Genomic DNA, 15,462 nt, shown 5'->3' with positions numbered 1-15,462 from the left:
AGATGTGTATAGGAGACAGAGCCGGCGGAGCAACCGACCAAGCCCGCGGAGCAGTCCACGAAGCCCGCCGAGCAGCCGATCAAGGCTCCGCAGGAGCCGATCAAGGCCAGGACCGAGGCCGCGAAGCCCGAGGTCCGCGTCCTCTCCTCCGGCTCGTGCGGCGCCTCGTTCTACGACGAGCCCCAGATGACGGCCAGCGGCGAACGCTTCAACCCGTCGGCCATGACCGCCGCCCACAAGACCCTCCCGCTGGGCAGCAAGGTCCGCGTGACCAACCCGAACACCGGCGAATCGGTCACGGTCCGCATCAACGACCGAGGCCCGTACATCGGGGGCCGCTGCCTCGACCTCTCCGCCGCCGCCTTCGCCGCCATCGGCAACACCAAGGCGGGCGTCATGAGAGTCAAGTACCAGATTCTGGCCCGGCGCCCTTAACGCGCCAGCCCCTTCACGCGGCGGCCCCTTCACGTGCCGGCTCTTTCACCTGCCAGACCCTTCACGCGGCGGCAGCGGGACGGCGCTGCGCCGCCAACCGCCATGCGCCCCTGAAGCCGCACGCGCCGCGAGCCGCCGCACGCCTGGAAACGGCATGCCCGCACCGCCGACCGCCGCACGTGCCGTAAGACGTCGTGATCCTCGAAACCAGGCCGCCCTGCCGAGACCAGGGTCTCGGCAGGGCGGAAGGGATCGGTGCGGGGCGGTTGGGCTGCGGTGTCACTTCACCAGGCGGATGGTCATGGGATAGCGGTAGTTGCCCTCCGACAGGGCGGAGACGCCGCCGACGATGGCGAGGACGAAGGCGGCCACCCAAATGACCGGGACCAGCACGGCACCGATGATCGTGAGTGGCAGCAGGATCGAGGCCCCGACCACCGTGAGCTGGAAGTTGAGCGCCTCCACGGCGTGCCGGCGGATGTAGGGCGACGTCTTGCCGCCGGTGAGCAGCAGGATGAGCGGGCCGACGATCGGGATCCCGATGGCCATCAGCACGTGGCCGAGGGCCGCGCCGAGGCGTTCGTTGCTTTCGGAGGCGCGCTCCGTGCGAATCGGGGCCGGCCGCGGGGCGCGCTGCGGCGCGGCCGACGTGCCGTACAGCTCGGTCATGATGGGCATCAGGTCGCCGTGGGTGCGCGCCATCATCGCGCGCTCCAGACGCTCGTCGAACTCGAGCTTGTCGTAGCGGCCCTCCGCGTAAGCGGCCTTGACGTGCTCGACCACGTGGTCGCGGTCCTGGTCGGTGACGCGCAGATGAGCTGGCGGCACCTGCCCCGGCCCAGGGATTCTCGGTACCCCAGCCATAGTCGCCATGCCTCTCCTTAGGTGAATCGGGCAGTCGTTTACATACTGCGCCCGCCGAGGCCGCCAGTGCCATCGGGAGAAACCCGGAGGTGTCCCGGAGATCATCCCCGACGCACTCAGGCTCCAGACGGTATAAAAAGGATTCATGAGATGGCGAGACCGCTACGGCCTTCGTCGGCGCCGCGGCCCTAAAATCGCGAAGTTCGACCGTGAGGCGACAGACGCCGACATCGAAGCGCTCATCGCCTTTGCCCGTTCGCGGCGTGGCGTCGAGTTCTACGTCGAGCCGGAGACCTTTGCCACCGACACGACCGCTGTGGCGGTGGCCGACGACGGCGAGTGGACCCGGCGCAGGGTCGGCTCGCCCGCGGTGATTCACAAGGTCGCTCGCGATCTTGCATTACCGGTGTACGACGTTCAGCTCACCGGATATCCGCCGCGGATGCGTGCCTACAATGAACGCCGCCGCCGCGAGGAAGGCGGCCTATAGTCCATTTGTCCTGTCGTAGCCCGCTTTTCCTGTCCCCCGGTCGGGTGGTCATTCGGGTGGGGCGGGCGGATCCTCCTCGTCGAGAAGGTTGACCAGCGGGAGCAGCCAGCCCGCGTGGGCGGAGCCCATCGCCGCGTCGAGTTCGGCCGGGGTGGGCAGACGGCCTCGCATGATGGCCGGGGACAGCAGGTTGTGGACCGCGTGCATGAGGAGATTGGCCATCGAGTAGCCAGGGTCGATGGCCAGGGCGCGTTCGAGGGCGATGGTGGCTTGAACGCTGTTTCCCGCCCGCCAGGCGGCCATGGCCAGCAGCGTTGCGACGGGCGGGACGAAGCGAGGCTCGAGCCTGCGCGTCAGGTCCTTCCACAGCGGGGCGTGGGACTCGTGCATGAGCGTCCACGCCTCGTCGCGGACCCTGATGATCGTGAGGTCAAGGCCCAGTCTTGCGGCTTCCGCGTCGTCCAGCCGCCCACCGCCTGCGGTGTGGGCGGTCAGCGCCGATCGGACTCTTTCCAGGCCTTCGGCCACGAAGTGCTGGGCGAAGGCGTCCAGATCCGTGGCGGCCGCGAGCCTGGACCGGACCTCGGCGACCGCGTCGGCCGTGGTGCGGCGCATCGCCATCCGTACGGGGCCCGTGACAGGGGCGACGGCACGTTCCAGAGCCTCGCGGTCCGGAAGGGCGACCAGGCCGCGCACCGTCGCCTCGGCCGCGATCTGGCTGGTGGAGGGATCGTACGGAGTGCCCTCCGCCGGACAGCACATCGGCAGCTCGCAGACGTATGACCAGTAGCGGCCCTCTTGGGCGCGCAGCGCCTCGCCCACGAGAACCCCGGCCTTGGCCGCCAAGACCCTGGCCTCGTCGACCGCCGGGGTGACCACGTCTCCCGGGCCGTAGCCGACGATGACGACCTGCGTGACGCCCTCCCGGTCGAACAGGGGCGCCAGCGGAGCCAGGGTGCCCGGTGGCAACGGCAGGCCCCACCTGACCACCATCTTGGCCTGGCCGCGGTCGAGCCCGATCACGATGATGCTGCTGCTCGGATGGAAGCCGACGAGGTAGGGGACGGCGGCCAGGATGTCGGCGGGGCTGGTCAGGATGAGGCACGACTCGGAGGAGGGGAAGGGAGAGGAAGCGGCGGCGGAGGAGGTGTTGGTCGTCATGGACCGTAAGGGTGCCGGGCGTGCGGGTGGCGTCGCGGGCCCGAAAGCGGTTCTGGGGATGACGGAGGAGAGCGTGGCCTCACTTGTGGATAACGTCACGCAGCCGGGGGCGGGACGGCCGGCCCGTGTGGTCCGGGATGAGCGGGGGCGATCCGGCCGCGTACGAGGAGCGCGGCGCCCGCCACGGCGGCCGGCATGGCGATGACCGCCACGAACGGCACCAGGAACAGCAGGAACACCGCCACCCCGAACCCCAGGGCACTGGCCTTGTTGGCGCGCAGCAGCGCGAACCGCTCCTTGCGAGCCATCCCCCGCCGTTCCAGAGACAGCGTAGTGAGCTCAACTGTCAGGAAAAATCCGGACACGGCGGCCCCCAGCACCGGCACCACCGTCTGTCCCACCACGGGCACGAACCCCAGGACGAACAGCGGGATCGTGAAAAGGAGCACGTAGAGCAGCGTGACGAGGCTGTCTCTGATCGAGCGCGGCAGCGTACGCCACCACGGCTGCTCGTGCTCTGTCTCCAGCACGTCCACCGCGGCCGACAGCTTCTCGTAGAACGGCTCCCCGATGGTCAGCGTGACCGCCGCGAACGTCAGCACCGCCAGCGCCAATCCTCCGAGGAACAACGCGATGCCCACCAGCGTCCGGAACAGCTCCCGCCAGCTCCACGAGTCCGCGAACGGCGTCAGGGACTCGGCTATGTCGGCGGCGTTGGTGCCGAGGTAGACCAGCGCCACCACGTATACAGCGAACGCGATCAGCGCCGGGATCAGCCCGAACGCCCACCACCGCCCGTTCCTGGCGACCCACCCGAGCCCCTGGAAGAAGAAGCCGACGCCGGACGTGAAGTCACGCAGTGATCGCATGCCCGGCAGGCTAGCGCCAGAAGGCGGTCACCGCGTAGCCCAGCTCCGCGAACAGGTCGCGAAGCAGCGGCAACGAGATGCCGAGCACGTTGCCGTGGTCGCCCTCGATGCCCTCGACGAACCACCCGCCGCGCCCCTCGATGCTGAACGCCCCGGCCAGGTTGAGCGGCTCCCCGGTGGCGGCGTAGGCGGCGATCTCCTCGTCGGACGGCCGGCCGAACCGCACCACGGTCGTGGCGACCTCCGCCACCTGCCGCCCCGTGGCCACGTCGATCAGGCAGTGGCCGGTCACGAGGCGACCGGTGCGGCCCCGCAGGAGCCGCCACCGCTCCACGACCTCCTCCTCCGTGGCCGGCTTGCCGTAGGGGCGGCCGTCGAGCTCGAGAATGGAGTCGCAGCCGATGACCAGCCCCTCGTCGAGCCCGCTCGCGACCGCCTCCGCCTTCGCCTTGGCCAGCACCAGGCTGAGCGCGGCGGGGGAATGCGCGGAGTAGGCGTCCTCGTCGACCCCGCTGACGATCACCTTGGGGTCGAGACCGGCGCTGCGCAGGAGGGCCAGGCGGGCGGAGGAGGCAGAGGCCAGAACGATCACCGCACCAGCCTACCGGTCACCAGTCGGGGCTCGACGTCCCCTGTACGCGCCGCCGCTCCAGCGCACCGTGCGGTCTCCCTAGCCGGGGCTCCACGTCGCCGCCGTACAGCCCGCCCGGGCGCGGCATGGCGCCGCCGAAGATGCCCGCCAGCAGCTCTTCGAGCGTCTCCGCCAGCCCGCCGGGCACCGCCACCCGCTCCCTGTCCAGGTCGGCGGCCACGTCGCCGGCGTCCATGTCATGGCGATCGGCCCGGTCGGCCAGCAGGAACATGACCATGGGGGCGATCAGGGGCATCAGCTTCATGACGGCGGCGGTGTCGATCCCGGTGAGCCGCGCCAGTGCGACGGCTGCCTGCTCGGTCCCCTGCCCGCCGAGCACATGGCCGAGGATGCTGTGCCCGTCGCGGATCAGCGAGGCCACGTCGCCGTTGAACGGGTCGGCGTCCACGTGATCCTCCAGCGCCCCGCGCAGCGCGTCGGCGGCGTCCGGGTGCCGGGCGGTGCGGGCCAGGCCGCCGACGATGAGGCCCGTCACGGCCTGGACGACGTCGCGGGCCTTGGCCGTGTCGGTGCCGAGCATCCCGGCGACCTGTTCCAGTCCCGGCTCTCCGAGCTGGTCGAGAAGCTCGTCGTGCAGCGTCACGGCTCTCACCCCCGATCGTCGTCCCGACCTGACCTTCCCGAGACGGGATCGAGCCAATGCCCGCTTTGCGCTAATTCTCGGAAAACTCATGACCCTACATCAGTGACCTGCGAGAACAGCAACACACTGCCTTTGACCTGGAAAAACATGTCTCTTTGCGTCGCGTTAAATCTCGACTCATCTCATGGCACTGTGCCCTCTGTGTGCCCTGGACTCAGTCCTTCAGTCGGCCGGTCTCCTTGGCCCATTCCAGGATGTCGGCGAGCCACCACCAGTCACGGCCTGAGATCTTCCCGGCGGGCTCGGGGAACTTGGCCACGGTGACCCACTCCTTGGCCGAGCGCCGGCGCCAGGTGACAACGGTGTTCTCTGATACGCCGAGATGCTCGGCTATGCCATCAATGCCGACAGGGATCCACGGTGCAGTAGGTCGTTCCATGCACGCGAGTGTACGCGGATCACAGACGGATGTCCCCACTTGGCGAACGTCCAAAGCTGACGAATGCCTGGGGTTGACGGGTGAATGTCGCAGGCATACAGTCAAGGCACAGCAAAGCGAACGGGCCAGGTGGTAGGACACCTGACCCGCTCTGAGTCCCATCACCTGCTTGACCAGGGAGAGACCTGTGAGCAATCACATCACGCCTGAGCCCACGACGGCCACCTGCACCTACTGCAAGCGGACCGATGTGCCGCTGCGTCAGGCCGCCCACGTTGACCGTCTGGCCTGCGACCCGTGCGCCGCCATCGTCGAGCGCGCCATGGAGATCCGCCAGGAGCAGGCCGAGCCCAAGCCGTCCCCCGCCCCCAAGCCCGAGCTTCCGCCGACCGTCGAGGCCCGCGCCCACGACGTCAGCGTCTCCGCCTACGTCGCGTTCAAGGCCCAGTGGGAATCCGAGATGGCCGCCCACGAGAACGAGCGGCAGGCGATCCACGAGGGCACCGCTAAGCCTGCCGCGTGGCTGGCCGAGGACCCGTGCCCCTCGTGGTGCGCCGGCGGGCTCGACCACGACGCGGCGACGCACCCCACCGACCGCAACCACTTCGGCCCCTCGACGATCATCCCGCTCGTCACCATGGAGCCCGTCGTGAGGTGCTACCCGGAGCAGTGGGCACAGCCCGAACTGATGGTCTCGCTCGACCGGCGGTACCGCGAGCGCGAGGCCCGCGTCTACCTGTCCAAGGACGACAGCAACGGCGTGTACGCCACGCTGGCCGAGGCCGAGCGGCTCGCGCACGAGCTGCTGGCGCTCGTCGCCGAGGCGCGCGGCGAGTGGCGGCCCGCGGTGCTGCCGTTCGACCCCGAGGGCCGGTGCAACGAGCCGTCGTGCACCGCGTGCCGCCCGGGTGCGATGGAGGCGTCGGCGTGAGCTTCCCCAAGCTGCCCTCATGCCCGCCGTGGTGTGCCAGCCTGCACGCCACGCCGGGCACGGCCCACTTCCGAAACCTCGACCTGGTCGAGATGCTCGACGACCCCAACCGGCTGGTCGAGATCAACCTGTACGCCGCCGACGACGGCACGCCGCCCCTGATGCAGATCCTGTACCCGGGCGACGTCGGCACCGAGCACGTCTTTGTGTCCAACGAGGTCGCCGGCGCCATTGCGACCATCGTCCGCATGTTCGAGGGCCCCGGGCTCAACGACCGGCGCGGCCTGCGCGAGTTCGCCCAGCTCCTCGACGAGGGCGCGCACATGATCAGTGGGGTGACCGAGCTGTGATCCGTATCCTTACCGCGACCGTGGTGATCCTCCTCGCGGGGGTCGCCGCGGTCGTGTCCTACCGTCACGCATACGAGGTCGTGGCCGCGAATGGCGAGTCGGGATGGGTCGCCTATCTCGTACCGCTCACCATCGACGGCTTGATCTTCTCGTCGTCCATGGTGCTGCTGGACGCGGCCCGCCGCTCCCTCGAAGTGCCCTGGCTGGCACGGTTCACGCTCGCGCTCGGCATCCTGGCCACGCTCGCGGCCAACGTCATGCACGGCTGGGCACACGGGCCAATCGGGGCGATCGTCGCCGCGTGGCCCGCCGTGGCGTTGGTCTTGTCGTACGAGCTGCTCATGGGGCTGATCCGTCGAGGGACCGTTACAGCTGTAACGGTTACATCTGTAACCACCTCTGCAACTGCAGAGTTCGAGACCGTTACCCCGGTAACGGTCGAGAGTGTCAGATCTGACACTCTCGAATCGGCCGATGCGAACCGTGGTTCACAGTCGGTTGCTGTTGCCCATGGGCAACACGTCGAGGAAACGATCTCCTTCCCCCATGGGGGAACTCTTGACGTCGAGACTTCCACAATTGTGGAAGACGACGTACCCGCCGTACCCGGGCTTTCACCTGCGCCGACGCCGGTTCTCACACCCGCCCCGGATGAACTGTTCCCCGTGGCGGCGCAGAGGTTCTCAGAGGACCTCAGTGAAGGTCGCGTGCCGCCGCTCGCCACGATCAAGAAAGACCTCAAGGTCGGGCAGCCGCGCGCAAAGCGGATCCACACGTACCTGCATCTGCTCGCGGAGGTGTCCCGATGAGGACCGTGTACATGGACCGTCGCGCCCTGCTGCGACAGGCGCGATACCTCACCTTCCGCGCGGCCGTGGGCGTGCTGCTGGCGCTGGCCATCCTCGGTCACGTCCTGGTGCTGCTGCTCGGCGCCGCTGACGCGCTGCTGACCGCGTTCCTCGGGGTGCCACCCCTGTCGAGTTCTACCCGCCGGTTCGTCGAGGTGGTCAAGGACACGTGGGAGGCAGGCCGATGAGCGACCGTCCCGGCCGTGGCCGGATCCCCGAGCTGTCCGCGATCCCGTGGGAAGGCCCGAAAGCGATCACCCAGTACGCCCGTGTCGGGCGGGACCTGTGCCGGGATCTCGGCGAAGAGTTCGCCATCGGCTCTGACGAGCTGTACGCGGTCCTCATCCGCTCGTTCAAGGGGCACCCGGTGCTGTCGCTGCTGGGAGCTCCCGACGTGCGCCTGAGGGCTCGCCGCGTGGTGAAGCGGCTGCAGCGCGCCGCCGAGCTGCAGAAGGGCGCCGGCGTCGAGCTGGTCAAGTTTCACGCCCAGTTCCGCAAGGAATTCGTGGACGTGCTGCCGCAGGCCAAACCGGAGAAGCGGAAGAGCCCGTTCAACTGGGATGACGACTGATGGCGCGCGGCAAAGAGATCGTCCCCGTACAAGAGGAATCCTCCCTGGCCAAGGTTGCGGCCCGGGAGGCTTCCCGCCTCGTCACGCTGGTCACGCCGTGGATCACGGGCGTGTTCGCTTACGGCCTGGCCGTGGCGCTGCACTACATCCTGTACAGCCCCGACACGATCGCGGGCTGGTCGAGCTTCACCACCATCTGCGTTCTCGTGCTGACCGGCATCACCTATGGGCAGAGCCATGCTCGGGGCACGTGGGGCAAGGTGCACACCACCTTGTCGACGTTCCTGGCGGGCATGTGGACGGTGGCCGTGGTCATCTCCGGTCCCGGGCATCCGGTGCTGTGGCGGCTCGGCGTCGTTGGTGGCATCACCATGGCGCTGTCTTGGAACATCAGGACCGTCATCAGGTTGAAGGGCTGGGATCAGCCCGGTACGTTCTCGGACCCGCTCAGCTTCCTGTTCGATCGGACGAAGGGTGATGCGGGGTTCTCCGGCGCCAAGATGACGACGGTCGAGCAGGGCGAAGCGAAGATCAAGGCGCGTCTCGACCTGCCCGCGGGCGAGAAGGTCGCCGAGGACGCCCAGAAGAAGGCCGGCTACCTGGAGTCGGCCATGCACCTGCCGCCCGGCACGATGAGCGTGACGACCAACCGGGATGACGCCGCGGCGGCTGACGTGACGCTGTCGGACCCGCGCGTCATGGAGAAGCCCATCCACTGGCCTGGCCCGTCCCGGCCTGGCGGGAGCGCCGCTGACCCGCTCCAGCCGGGCATCTGGCAGGACCTGGAGAAGGTGCTGTACCTCGTCACCGGTCACCACTTGCAGATCATGGGCATGACCGGGTCGGCGAAGTCGTTCGGTGGCGCCTGGTCGCTGCTGGGTGAACTCATCACCCGGGACGGCACCCGGCACGCCGAGGAGACCGGGGAGTCCGCTGACGCCGTGGTGGTGCTCGGCATCGACATCACCAAGGGCGAACAGACGTTCGGCCCGCTGCGGCCCGCTCTCCACCGCCTGGAGACCACGGAGGAGGGCGCTAAGAAGCTCATCGACGACCTGGAGAGCATCCTCAAGAAGCGCACCGACTGGCTGTCGGAGCGCGACTATCTGAAGTGGGCGCCCGGGTGTGGCCTGTCGTACATCGTGCTGTGGATCGAGGAAGCCGCGGACGTGTTCGACGTCATCGACATGGACAAGTTCAACCGGCTGATGAAGGCGCTGCGCTCTGGTGGTGGCACGGTCGTCTACTCGCTGCAGCGCGGCGACTCGACGCAGGTGCCGACGTTGACGAAGGGCCAGGCAGGTTACATGTGCTTCGGGGTGGCCAACAGCCATGACGCAAGCTGGGGCCTGTCGGAGGCGATGGAGGCCGCGGGCGCGCAACCGGAGTTGTGGGAAAACCGTTCGCCCGGCATGGCGTACTTGGGGGCGCCCACGATCCCGCGGGAGCGGATCGCGCTGCCGATGCGCGCCTATGACTGGGGAGCCACCGACGAGGAACGCAACCGGGCCATGCGTGCGCACGCCGCAGACTGGCCAGCGTCGGCCCGGACCCCGGACCCGATCACCGCGACCATCTGTTCGCCGGCGGCGAGTGTCGACGGCCAGGAGGCCGCAGGCGACGATGAGGACGTGAAGAACGTGAGCAGCGAATACTTGAACACCGACGACCCCGACCCCGACGTGCAGGGCGGCATCGACGACGAGATCGACGACCTACCCGATGGGGAACCGCCGCTCGAGTTCGCCCCGCCCGCACAGTCGATGACGGCGGAGGAGCGCGGAGCGGCCCTGATGAAGCGACTACAGGAGCTGTGGGACGACGGCGCCCGGGACTTCTCCAGCGGGGATCTCAAGCCGCTGTGGGAGACGACGGACATGTCTCGGTCGTGGGTACAGAAGACGCTCAAGCGGCTCGTGCAGGCGGGCATCATGGGCGGCTACGACGATGAAGCGCAGCGCTACCTGATGCCGGAACGGCCCGAGGCGTGACGCGCACAGGGCTGCGCGTGGGGCTGCGCGAAATCGAAAGTTGATCAAGCTGCCACGGGGTGCCACGCCGAGGTGCCACACAGGGTGCCACGGACTGTGGCACCCCTTCCGACCTGTAACACCCTCGCGTGTGGCACCCCCCACCCCTACGCGAGGTGCCACGGTCAGTCCTTCGGCCATTCCTCCCGCAGCCTGATGAAGGTTCCCTTCGCTGGCAGCGTCACGACCCATCCGCGCTCGACGAGCTCCCGCACCGCTCGGCGGACGGTGCCCAACGCGATGCCGTATTCGGTGGCCATGGCGCGTTCGCCCTCCAGTTGGGCACCGGGCGGCAGGTTGTCGGCCTTGATGCGTGCCACGACGTGATCGGCCACCGCCATGTACACGTACGCGCCCACGACCGTCTTGGGGTCGAACGGCTCTATCTCCTGGTCATCCGCCACGAGATCACCATAAGGCGGCCCTGAGCTGCATAAACGTGTAGGTAGCGGCGTGCCGCTGTACACCGCGTCATACTGCGTCATACGATTCGGTCATGGACTCCAGCCCTCAGGAGAACCACGGACTTGCTGGTCGGCTCATGCGGTGGCGGCGAGCGAGCATCCCACCACCCGCGCGACAGCTTCAAGGCCCCGAGCAGCGGCTTGCGTTCTGGCGTGTCGCCTACCCGTCGTGGGAGATCAACCGAACCGATGTCGGATGGGTGGCCGATCTGCGGCTGCCACTCACGGACCGGATGCGCGCCGCCGGGATCGTTCAAACGATCCACTGCAAAAGCATGGGCGAGATGTCGAAGGCCCTGGCGGACCAGGCGTACCTGATCATCCTCGATCGGCGGCACGACCGCCGGGACACCTGAGCAGCCCTGCTCCTGGGCTGTGCGCCCAAGAACCCCCAGGAGCAGGGCGTAAGTAGCCCGGCGTTATGACAGTCCGCCGGGCTTGGCCCCACCTTCCCGGAGGGCGGGGGGTGGGGCCACCTGCATTTAGGGCATCCGCGAGAGCTCAGCCGCGGGCGTTCACCTTGAAATCGAGCTTCGCGACGATGACGTCAATGTCGGCCCGTTCACGTACCTGCATGTTCTGAACCACGACAGGGGTCCGCTTCTCCATGCGGTCGATCCGGTCGACGACCGTGGCAAGCTGCTGCGAGACCGTCTCCATGCCGGCCGCGCTCAACGACGCGTAGCCGCCGCTACCGCTCACCTGCTGAGGAGCAGACACCCGCGAGAAGTTGACCGGGGCACCCATCGTGAACGCCGACGACGACAACGCCGCCGACCCGGACCCGCCCGTCCCGTAGTGGCCCTCGACCAGGCCACCCGGCGAGGGGAGCGACCCCGACGCCGAACCGTCGGCGCTACCGGATGCGTTGCCCTTCCTGGGCAGCGACCCGGACGCCGAACCCGATGACGAGCCGGATGCGTTGCCCTTCTTCTTCGGCGGCTTCTTCTTCGGCCCGGCGCCGGGGATCGTCCCAGGCTTTCCCGTGGCCGCCGAAGCAGCCGCCGAGACAGCCGACGTGAGTTGGCCGACCGACTCGGTTAGCCCGTCAACGCTGACGGAGACGAGCTCGCCCATGCCGGTCACCGAGTCGCCGATCACGGCCGAGCCGGCTGTCCACCCGGCCACGAGCGACTCACCCACCGAACCGACTTGACCGATCGCCGACGTCAGCGAACCGGACTGCCCAAAGGTCGCATCGAGCGTTTCTACGGCGCTCCCTAGGGCCAGAGAGACCTGATCGCCGCGCAGGATCAGGGGTTCGCTCACGTCGGAGATCCTGCGAGCGGCGTTCTTGTTGTACACCTCCAGCCCGAAATCGCTGGCCACCTGGCCGAGCAGCTCGATCGCCCGGCCCCGGAACTTGTCCTCGTACGGGATGAACGCCTCGGTTGCTCCCCGGCCGGACGATCCCTCACCGAACAAAACGGTGGGCTTGGACACGATGCCCGGCGGCATCGGCCTGAGCGCCACACCCGCCGCCGCGGCGTAGTCGATGCCGCCGGCCGTGTACCGGTCGATCGCACCCATAGCGTTCTTCTTGGGCTGCTGGGAGATCTTGGCCGCGAACTCCTGCTTCTCGGTCCTGACGGTCACGTTGATCGTCTTGGACGGCGGCAGGTCGGTGATCGACTTGCCGAGCCGCTCCATCTCCCGGATGGACTTCTCCGCGCCCGGCGCGTTCACGTCGGTCTTCACCGACTTGGGCATCTTGAGGTACCGCTGAATTAGCTTGTCGATCGCGGCATCGGACAGGCCCGCGTCCCGCATCACCCCGCGCAGCTCGCTGGCGTGCTTGTTGAGCACGTCGTTGGCCTTGCTGACACTGCCGGTCTCTTCGAGAACCTTAGTCCCGTGATCGGCCGCGGCCTGGGTCGCGTCGATGAGGGCCTGCTTGTTGTCGCGGCCCTTCTGCGAATTGATGTCCAGCGTGTCGCCGTTCTTCTTCAGGCTCGCGGCCAGCCGATCCACCGAACCCGCGAACGTGATCGCCGCCTGGTCGGCGTTGCCCGTCAGCGAGTTGAACGCGCCGATCTGAGAGTTCAGGCTTCCAACTTGCTCACTGGCGGCGCCCGCCCCGGCACCCATGGCGAGGATCGCCTGAGCGCCCGCGCTGGCGGACTCCTGCATCCCGGCCAGCACCCCGGACAGTTGACCCTGCTGCGCGGCAATCTCTGCAGGCGTGCCGCCGAACAGCTCCCTGAAGAAGTAGTCCGTTCCGGCCTGCGTCCCGGCAGGCCCCAGCGGAGCCTGAAACGCAAGCTTGATCTCCCCCGCCCACGACAACAGGTCTGCGCCGAACTCCAGCAGCGCCGCCGCGTCCTTGACCAGGTTCGCCAGCATCTTCGGGTCGTCGTCGACCATGTCGGAGAACGTCTCGAACGCGTTCCCGAGGCTCTTCATGATCGCGGGCATCTCGTTGCCGAGCTCCCGCAACGACTTGCCGAACGCCTTGCCGATCCGCTCCAGCGACGGGCCGAGAGAGACAACCCCGTCACCCACCGCCTTGATGAACACGTCGAGGTCGGGCACGAGATCAGCGAAGATCCGCGCCAACGTGGGCTTGAGCCCCTCGAACGCGCGCTGAGCCACATCGGCCGCCTGGACCAAGCTGCCCTCCAGCGGCTCGGCGGCGTCGGCCTTGATCGCCTTGCCGGTCCGCTTCCAAGCCTCCTGCACTTCCTTCGACTGTGACGCGGCCTTGATACCCACCGCGGCCAGGCCGCCGCCGATGGCCGCCACGATGCCGGTCGCGGCGATGCTGGCCACCGTGGGCAGCGCCAGAATCGCCCCAGACAGGATGGCAACCTGGCCAGGGCCGACGCTGCCGATCACGCTCAACGACTTGGAGAGCACGCCACCGAGCTCCGTACCGGTCGTCGTCAGATTGCCCAGAGCAGACAGAGCGCTCGTCGTGTCGGCGTCCACCCGCACATTCGCGGTGCGCCCGTCCAGCCGCCGCACCTCAGCCTCGACCACGGCCAGATCCTGCGTCGCCTGCTGGATCCCCGCCCGCACCGTGAACGACGCGCCATCCTCAAGCTGCAGCAGCTCACCGCGCAACCGCTGCATCTCCATCATCGCCGTATCAGCGTCGATGTCCACGCCGATCGTCTTCCCGGCAAGCTGCTCCAGCTCGTGCCGGACCTGCGCCATCTTCACCTCAGCCGCCGACGAATCCGCGTCGATCTCGATCTTCGGCAGGCGAGCCGTGGCGTCCTCAAGCTGCTTCCGGAAGCCCTTCACGAACCCAGCCGACTTGGTCAGATCGCGGTTCAGCGAGCCCAGATCCTTGCTGGCCGTACGAGCCCCCGCGGTGAAGCCCTGCGTGTTGAGCTGCAGCCGGACAGCCACCGTACGATCAGCCATGGTCGGACTCCTCGCCGATCAGAGCCATCACGGTGTCGAGGTCGTACGGCTCGCCCAGCCGATCGAAATACGCGGCCACAACCACACGCTTAAGCGCCTCCAACACCGGACGCGCCGGCGCCGTACCGTCATGCCACGGGAAGCCCTCGACAATCCCGCCCAGCGTCCAGAGCGCCTCATCGCTGGCAGCCTCGACCACCTCACGAAGCCCCGTCCACGCCTGCTCAGCGGGAGACATCGGCGGCCCGCTCCCGCAGCACGTCCAGCACCGGCCGCTGATTCGCCTCGCTGGTCGCCTGGATCTCCCGGTCGGTCATCGCCAGCCCGGCCGCCACCGCGGGAACCCGCGTGAACACCCGGTAAGACTGGTGTCCGCCCTTCAGCAGCTCCGCCCGCCCCCAGTGGTCGAGGGCGATTTCCGCGACCGCGCCCACCACCTCAACCGGGGTGACCGCCTGCACCCTCAGCGGCTCCTCGCCGGCCACCATGACGTGATCGTGACTCGCCCTGACCCCGTACCGGCTCCACAGCCCGTTATGGTCCGTGCCCGCCTCGATGGCCAGAGCTTCAGCAGCGCGCCCTATCTCCCTGATGACGTCCCGACGCTCCCCAGCGACCCGCGCAAGCCGCGCCAGAGCGGCCACAGCATCCTTGAAGAGGTCGGCCATCTCCTCGTCCCCGGCACCCGCCAGACGCGCGGCCTGCTCCCGTAGAGCCGCGCCCCGCTCGTCGAGGGCCTCCCGTCGCGCCGCGGCGGCCCGCTGCTTGGCCGCGTCGACCCGCAACCGGGCAAACTCCGCCAGTGACCGCGACTCACTGAGTTGCGCCGGCGTCACCGCCTCGTCGCCGGACTTCACCCGCTTCTCCAGCGTCGCCAGCAGCTCCCCGGCCAGCTTCGCTTCCTTCTCCGCCTCCTGGACGGTCGCCGCCGCGCTCACGCCGCATCCTTCGGCGCCTCGTCGGCCTGCTCGGCATCCTCCTGCGGCGCTGGGTGCCCCGCGCGTCTACGCTGCTTCTCCAGCGCCGCGGCGACCGCCGTCTGTAGATCCGCTGTCCTCTTCTTGGGCATCGCCCCTCCTGGCCATGTAGTCACGGACGGATTCCTCATCGACCCGCCAGCGACAGCCAGGACCCGCCTGCCAAGCTCTAACTCGACCGGTTTCGGCCAGGCGACGCAGCCACTGGGCGGAGATGCCCATCTGCCGCGCCACCTGGCCGATTCCTGGCCTGTCACGCATATCTAGCATCGTTCTGGACGCCTCAAACTGGCCATTTCCGAAACTCGAAACGCCCGAATCGTCCGAATTGGTGAGGATTCTGCGGATATCCCTGATCAGGTACTCCGGGAGCTCCCCCTTCTTCTTCGCTGTCAGCTTGGCCATCTCCAACAGCCACCGCCGCGTCCC

General features: G+C 68.3%; 21 protein-coding genes. 9 read left to right on the top strand and 12 right to left on the bottom strand.

Annotated elements, in window-relative coordinates; translation table 11 throughout:
- The first annotated feature begins 78 nt into the window (after positions 1–78).
- Positions 79–435, top strand: a complete 357-nt coding sequence (locus tag EJK15_RS76445) for a septal ring lytic transglycosylase RlpA family protein (RefSeq protein ID WP_338089894.1) — start codon at positions 79–81, stop codon at positions 433–435.
- A 279-nt stretch (positions 436–714) separates the two neighbouring features.
- Here the strand turns inward: EJK15_RS76445 and EJK15_RS28035 are convergent, their stop codons facing one another.
- Positions 715–1,308 (bottom strand): DUF1707 and DUF4870 domain-containing protein, encoded by a 594-nt coding sequence (locus tag EJK15_RS28035; RefSeq protein WP_240777261.1) that lies wholly within the window; start codon positions 1,306–1,308, stop codon positions 715–717.
- Positions 1,309–1,444: 136 nt separating this feature from the next.
- On the opposite strand from EJK15_RS28035, the gene EJK15_RS28030 reads away from it, so the two are divergent.
- Positions 1,445–1,789 carry a hypothetical protein gene (locus EJK15_RS28030; RefSeq protein ID WP_138713462.1) on the top strand — a complete coding sequence of 115 codons (345 nt, stop codon included), beginning with the start codon at positions 1,445–1,447 and terminating at the stop codon, positions 1,787–1,789.
- A gap of 48 nt (positions 1,790–1,837) precedes the next feature.
- On the opposite strand, the gene EJK15_RS28025 is transcribed toward EJK15_RS28030, so the two are convergent.
- The 5 genes from EJK15_RS28025 to EJK15_RS28005 form a co-directional block, all read right to left on the bottom strand.
- Positions 1,838–2,950, bottom strand: a complete 1,113-nt coding sequence (locus tag EJK15_RS28025; RefSeq protein ID WP_138713461.1) for a DUF4192 domain-containing protein — start codon at positions 2,948–2,950, stop codon at positions 1,838–1,840.
- A 95-nt stretch (positions 2,951–3,045) separates the two neighbouring features.
- On the bottom strand, positions 3,046–3,819 hold the full coding sequence (locus EJK15_RS28020) for an EI24 domain-containing protein (RefSeq protein ID WP_206061139.1): 774 nt from the start codon (positions 3,817–3,819) through the stop codon (positions 3,046–3,048).
- Between the two features lie 10 nt (positions 3,820–3,829).
- The gene (locus EJK15_RS28015; RefSeq protein WP_138713460.1) at positions 3,830–4,411 is read right to left on the bottom strand and encodes a Maf family protein; all 582 of its coding nucleotides are present in this window, start codon (positions 4,409–4,411) and stop codon (positions 3,830–3,832) included.
- Positions 4,412–4,427: 16 nt separating this feature from the next.
- Positions 4,428–5,054 (bottom strand): DUF937 domain-containing protein, encoded by a 627-nt coding sequence (locus EJK15_RS28010; RefSeq protein WP_171074571.1) that lies wholly within the window; start codon positions 5,052–5,054, stop codon positions 4,428–4,430.
- A gap of 214 nt (positions 5,055–5,268) precedes the next feature.
- Entirely contained in the window at positions 5,269–5,493 is a 225-nt protein-coding gene (locus tag EJK15_RS28005) for a hypothetical protein (protein ID WP_138713458.1), read from the bottom strand.
- A 187-nt stretch (positions 5,494–5,680) separates the two neighbouring features.
- Here EJK15_RS28005 and EJK15_RS28000 point away from each other — a divergent pair, with 187 nt between their 5' ends.
- Genes EJK15_RS28000 through EJK15_RS27975 form a run of 6 tightly spaced genes read left to right on the top strand, consistent with a single transcriptional unit; the run spans position 5,681 to position 10,184 of the window.
- Positions 5,681–6,424: a DUF6907 domain-containing protein gene (locus EJK15_RS28000; protein WP_138713457.1), complete on the top strand. Its 744-nt coding sequence runs from the start codon at positions 5,681–5,683 to the stop codon at positions 6,422–6,424.
- Positions 6,421–6,774, top strand: coding sequence for a hypothetical protein (locus EJK15_RS27995; RefSeq protein WP_138713456.1), 354 nt, complete (start codon positions 6,421–6,423; stop codon positions 6,772–6,774). Before EJK15_RS28000 ends, EJK15_RS27995 begins: the two co-directional genes overlap by 4 nt.
- A complete protein-coding gene (locus EJK15_RS27990; RefSeq protein WP_240777260.1) occupies positions 6,771–7,583 on the top strand; it encodes a DUF2637 domain-containing protein in 813 nt (270 codons plus the stop codon). Before EJK15_RS27995 ends, EJK15_RS27990 begins: the two co-directional genes overlap by 4 nt.
- Positions 7,580–7,810 carry a hypothetical protein gene (locus tag EJK15_RS27985; RefSeq protein WP_138713455.1) on the top strand — a complete coding sequence of 77 codons (231 nt, stop codon included), beginning with the start codon at positions 7,580–7,582 and terminating at the stop codon, positions 7,808–7,810. The genes EJK15_RS27990 and EJK15_RS27985 overlap by 4 nt, the downstream gene beginning before the upstream one ends.
- Entirely contained in the window at positions 7,807–8,193 is a 387-nt protein-coding gene (locus EJK15_RS27980) for a hypothetical protein (RefSeq protein WP_138713454.1), read from the top strand. The genes EJK15_RS27985 and EJK15_RS27980 overlap by 4 nt, the downstream gene beginning before the upstream one ends.
- Positions 8,193–10,184: a hypothetical protein gene (locus EJK15_RS27975; protein ID WP_138713453.1), complete on the top strand. Its 1,992-nt coding sequence runs from the start codon at positions 8,193–8,195 to the stop codon at positions 10,182–10,184. The genes EJK15_RS27980 and EJK15_RS27975 overlap by 1 nt, the downstream gene beginning before the upstream one ends.
- Positions 10,185–10,348: 164 nt before the next feature.
- On the opposite strand, the gene EJK15_RS72985 is transcribed toward EJK15_RS27975, so the two are convergent.
- Positions 10,349–10,627 (bottom strand): winged helix-turn-helix domain-containing protein, encoded by a 279-nt coding sequence (locus EJK15_RS72985; RefSeq protein WP_240777259.1) that lies wholly within the window; start codon positions 10,625–10,627, stop codon positions 10,349–10,351.
- A 92-nt stretch (positions 10,628–10,719) separates the two neighbouring features.
- Here EJK15_RS72985 and EJK15_RS27965 point away from each other — a divergent pair, with 92 nt between their 5' ends.
- A complete protein-coding gene (locus EJK15_RS27965; protein WP_138713451.1) occupies positions 10,720–11,043 on the top strand; it encodes a hypothetical protein in 324 nt (107 codons plus the stop codon).
- A gap of 145 nt (positions 11,044–11,188) precedes the next feature.
- On the opposite strand, the gene EJK15_RS27960 is transcribed toward EJK15_RS27965, so the two are convergent.
- From EJK15_RS27960 to EJK15_RS77710, 5 genes are read right to left on the bottom strand one after another with little or no spacing between them, the layout of a single operon-like run.
- Positions 11,189–14,056 (bottom strand): hypothetical protein, encoded by a 2,868-nt coding sequence (locus EJK15_RS27960; protein ID WP_138713450.1) that lies wholly within the window; start codon positions 14,054–14,056, stop codon positions 11,189–11,191.
- The gene (locus EJK15_RS27955) at positions 14,049–14,294 is read right to left on the bottom strand and encodes a hypothetical protein (protein ID WP_138713449.1); all 246 of its coding nucleotides are present in this window, start codon (positions 14,292–14,294) and stop codon (positions 14,049–14,051) included. Before EJK15_RS27955 ends, EJK15_RS27960 begins: the two co-directional genes overlap by 8 nt.
- Positions 14,281–14,994 carry a hypothetical protein gene (locus tag EJK15_RS27950; RefSeq protein ID WP_138713448.1) on the bottom strand — a complete coding sequence of 238 codons (714 nt, stop codon included), beginning with the start codon at positions 14,992–14,994 and terminating at the stop codon, positions 14,281–14,283. Before EJK15_RS27950 ends, EJK15_RS27955 begins: the two co-directional genes overlap by 14 nt.
- The gene (locus EJK15_RS76440; protein ID WP_276615435.1) at positions 14,991–15,125 is read right to left on the bottom strand and encodes a hypothetical protein; all 135 of its coding nucleotides are present in this window, start codon (positions 15,123–15,125) and stop codon (positions 14,991–14,993) included. Before EJK15_RS76440 ends, EJK15_RS27950 begins: the two co-directional genes overlap by 4 nt.
- Positions 15,061–15,294, bottom strand: a complete 234-nt coding sequence (locus EJK15_RS77710; RefSeq protein ID WP_420847094.1) for a helix-turn-helix domain-containing protein — start codon at positions 15,292–15,294, stop codon at positions 15,061–15,063. Before EJK15_RS77710 ends, EJK15_RS76440 begins: the two co-directional genes overlap by 65 nt.
- Between the last annotated feature and the right edge of the window lie 168 nt (positions 15,295–15,462).

The organism is Nonomuraea basaltis, from assembly GCF_005893125.1.
GTDB lineage: Bacteria > Actinomycetota > Actinomycetes > Streptosporangiales > Streptosporangiaceae > Nonomuraea > Nonomuraea basaltis.
Note: the sequence above shows the minus strand (reverse complement) of the source record. Positions and strands in the feature narration are given on the sequence as shown.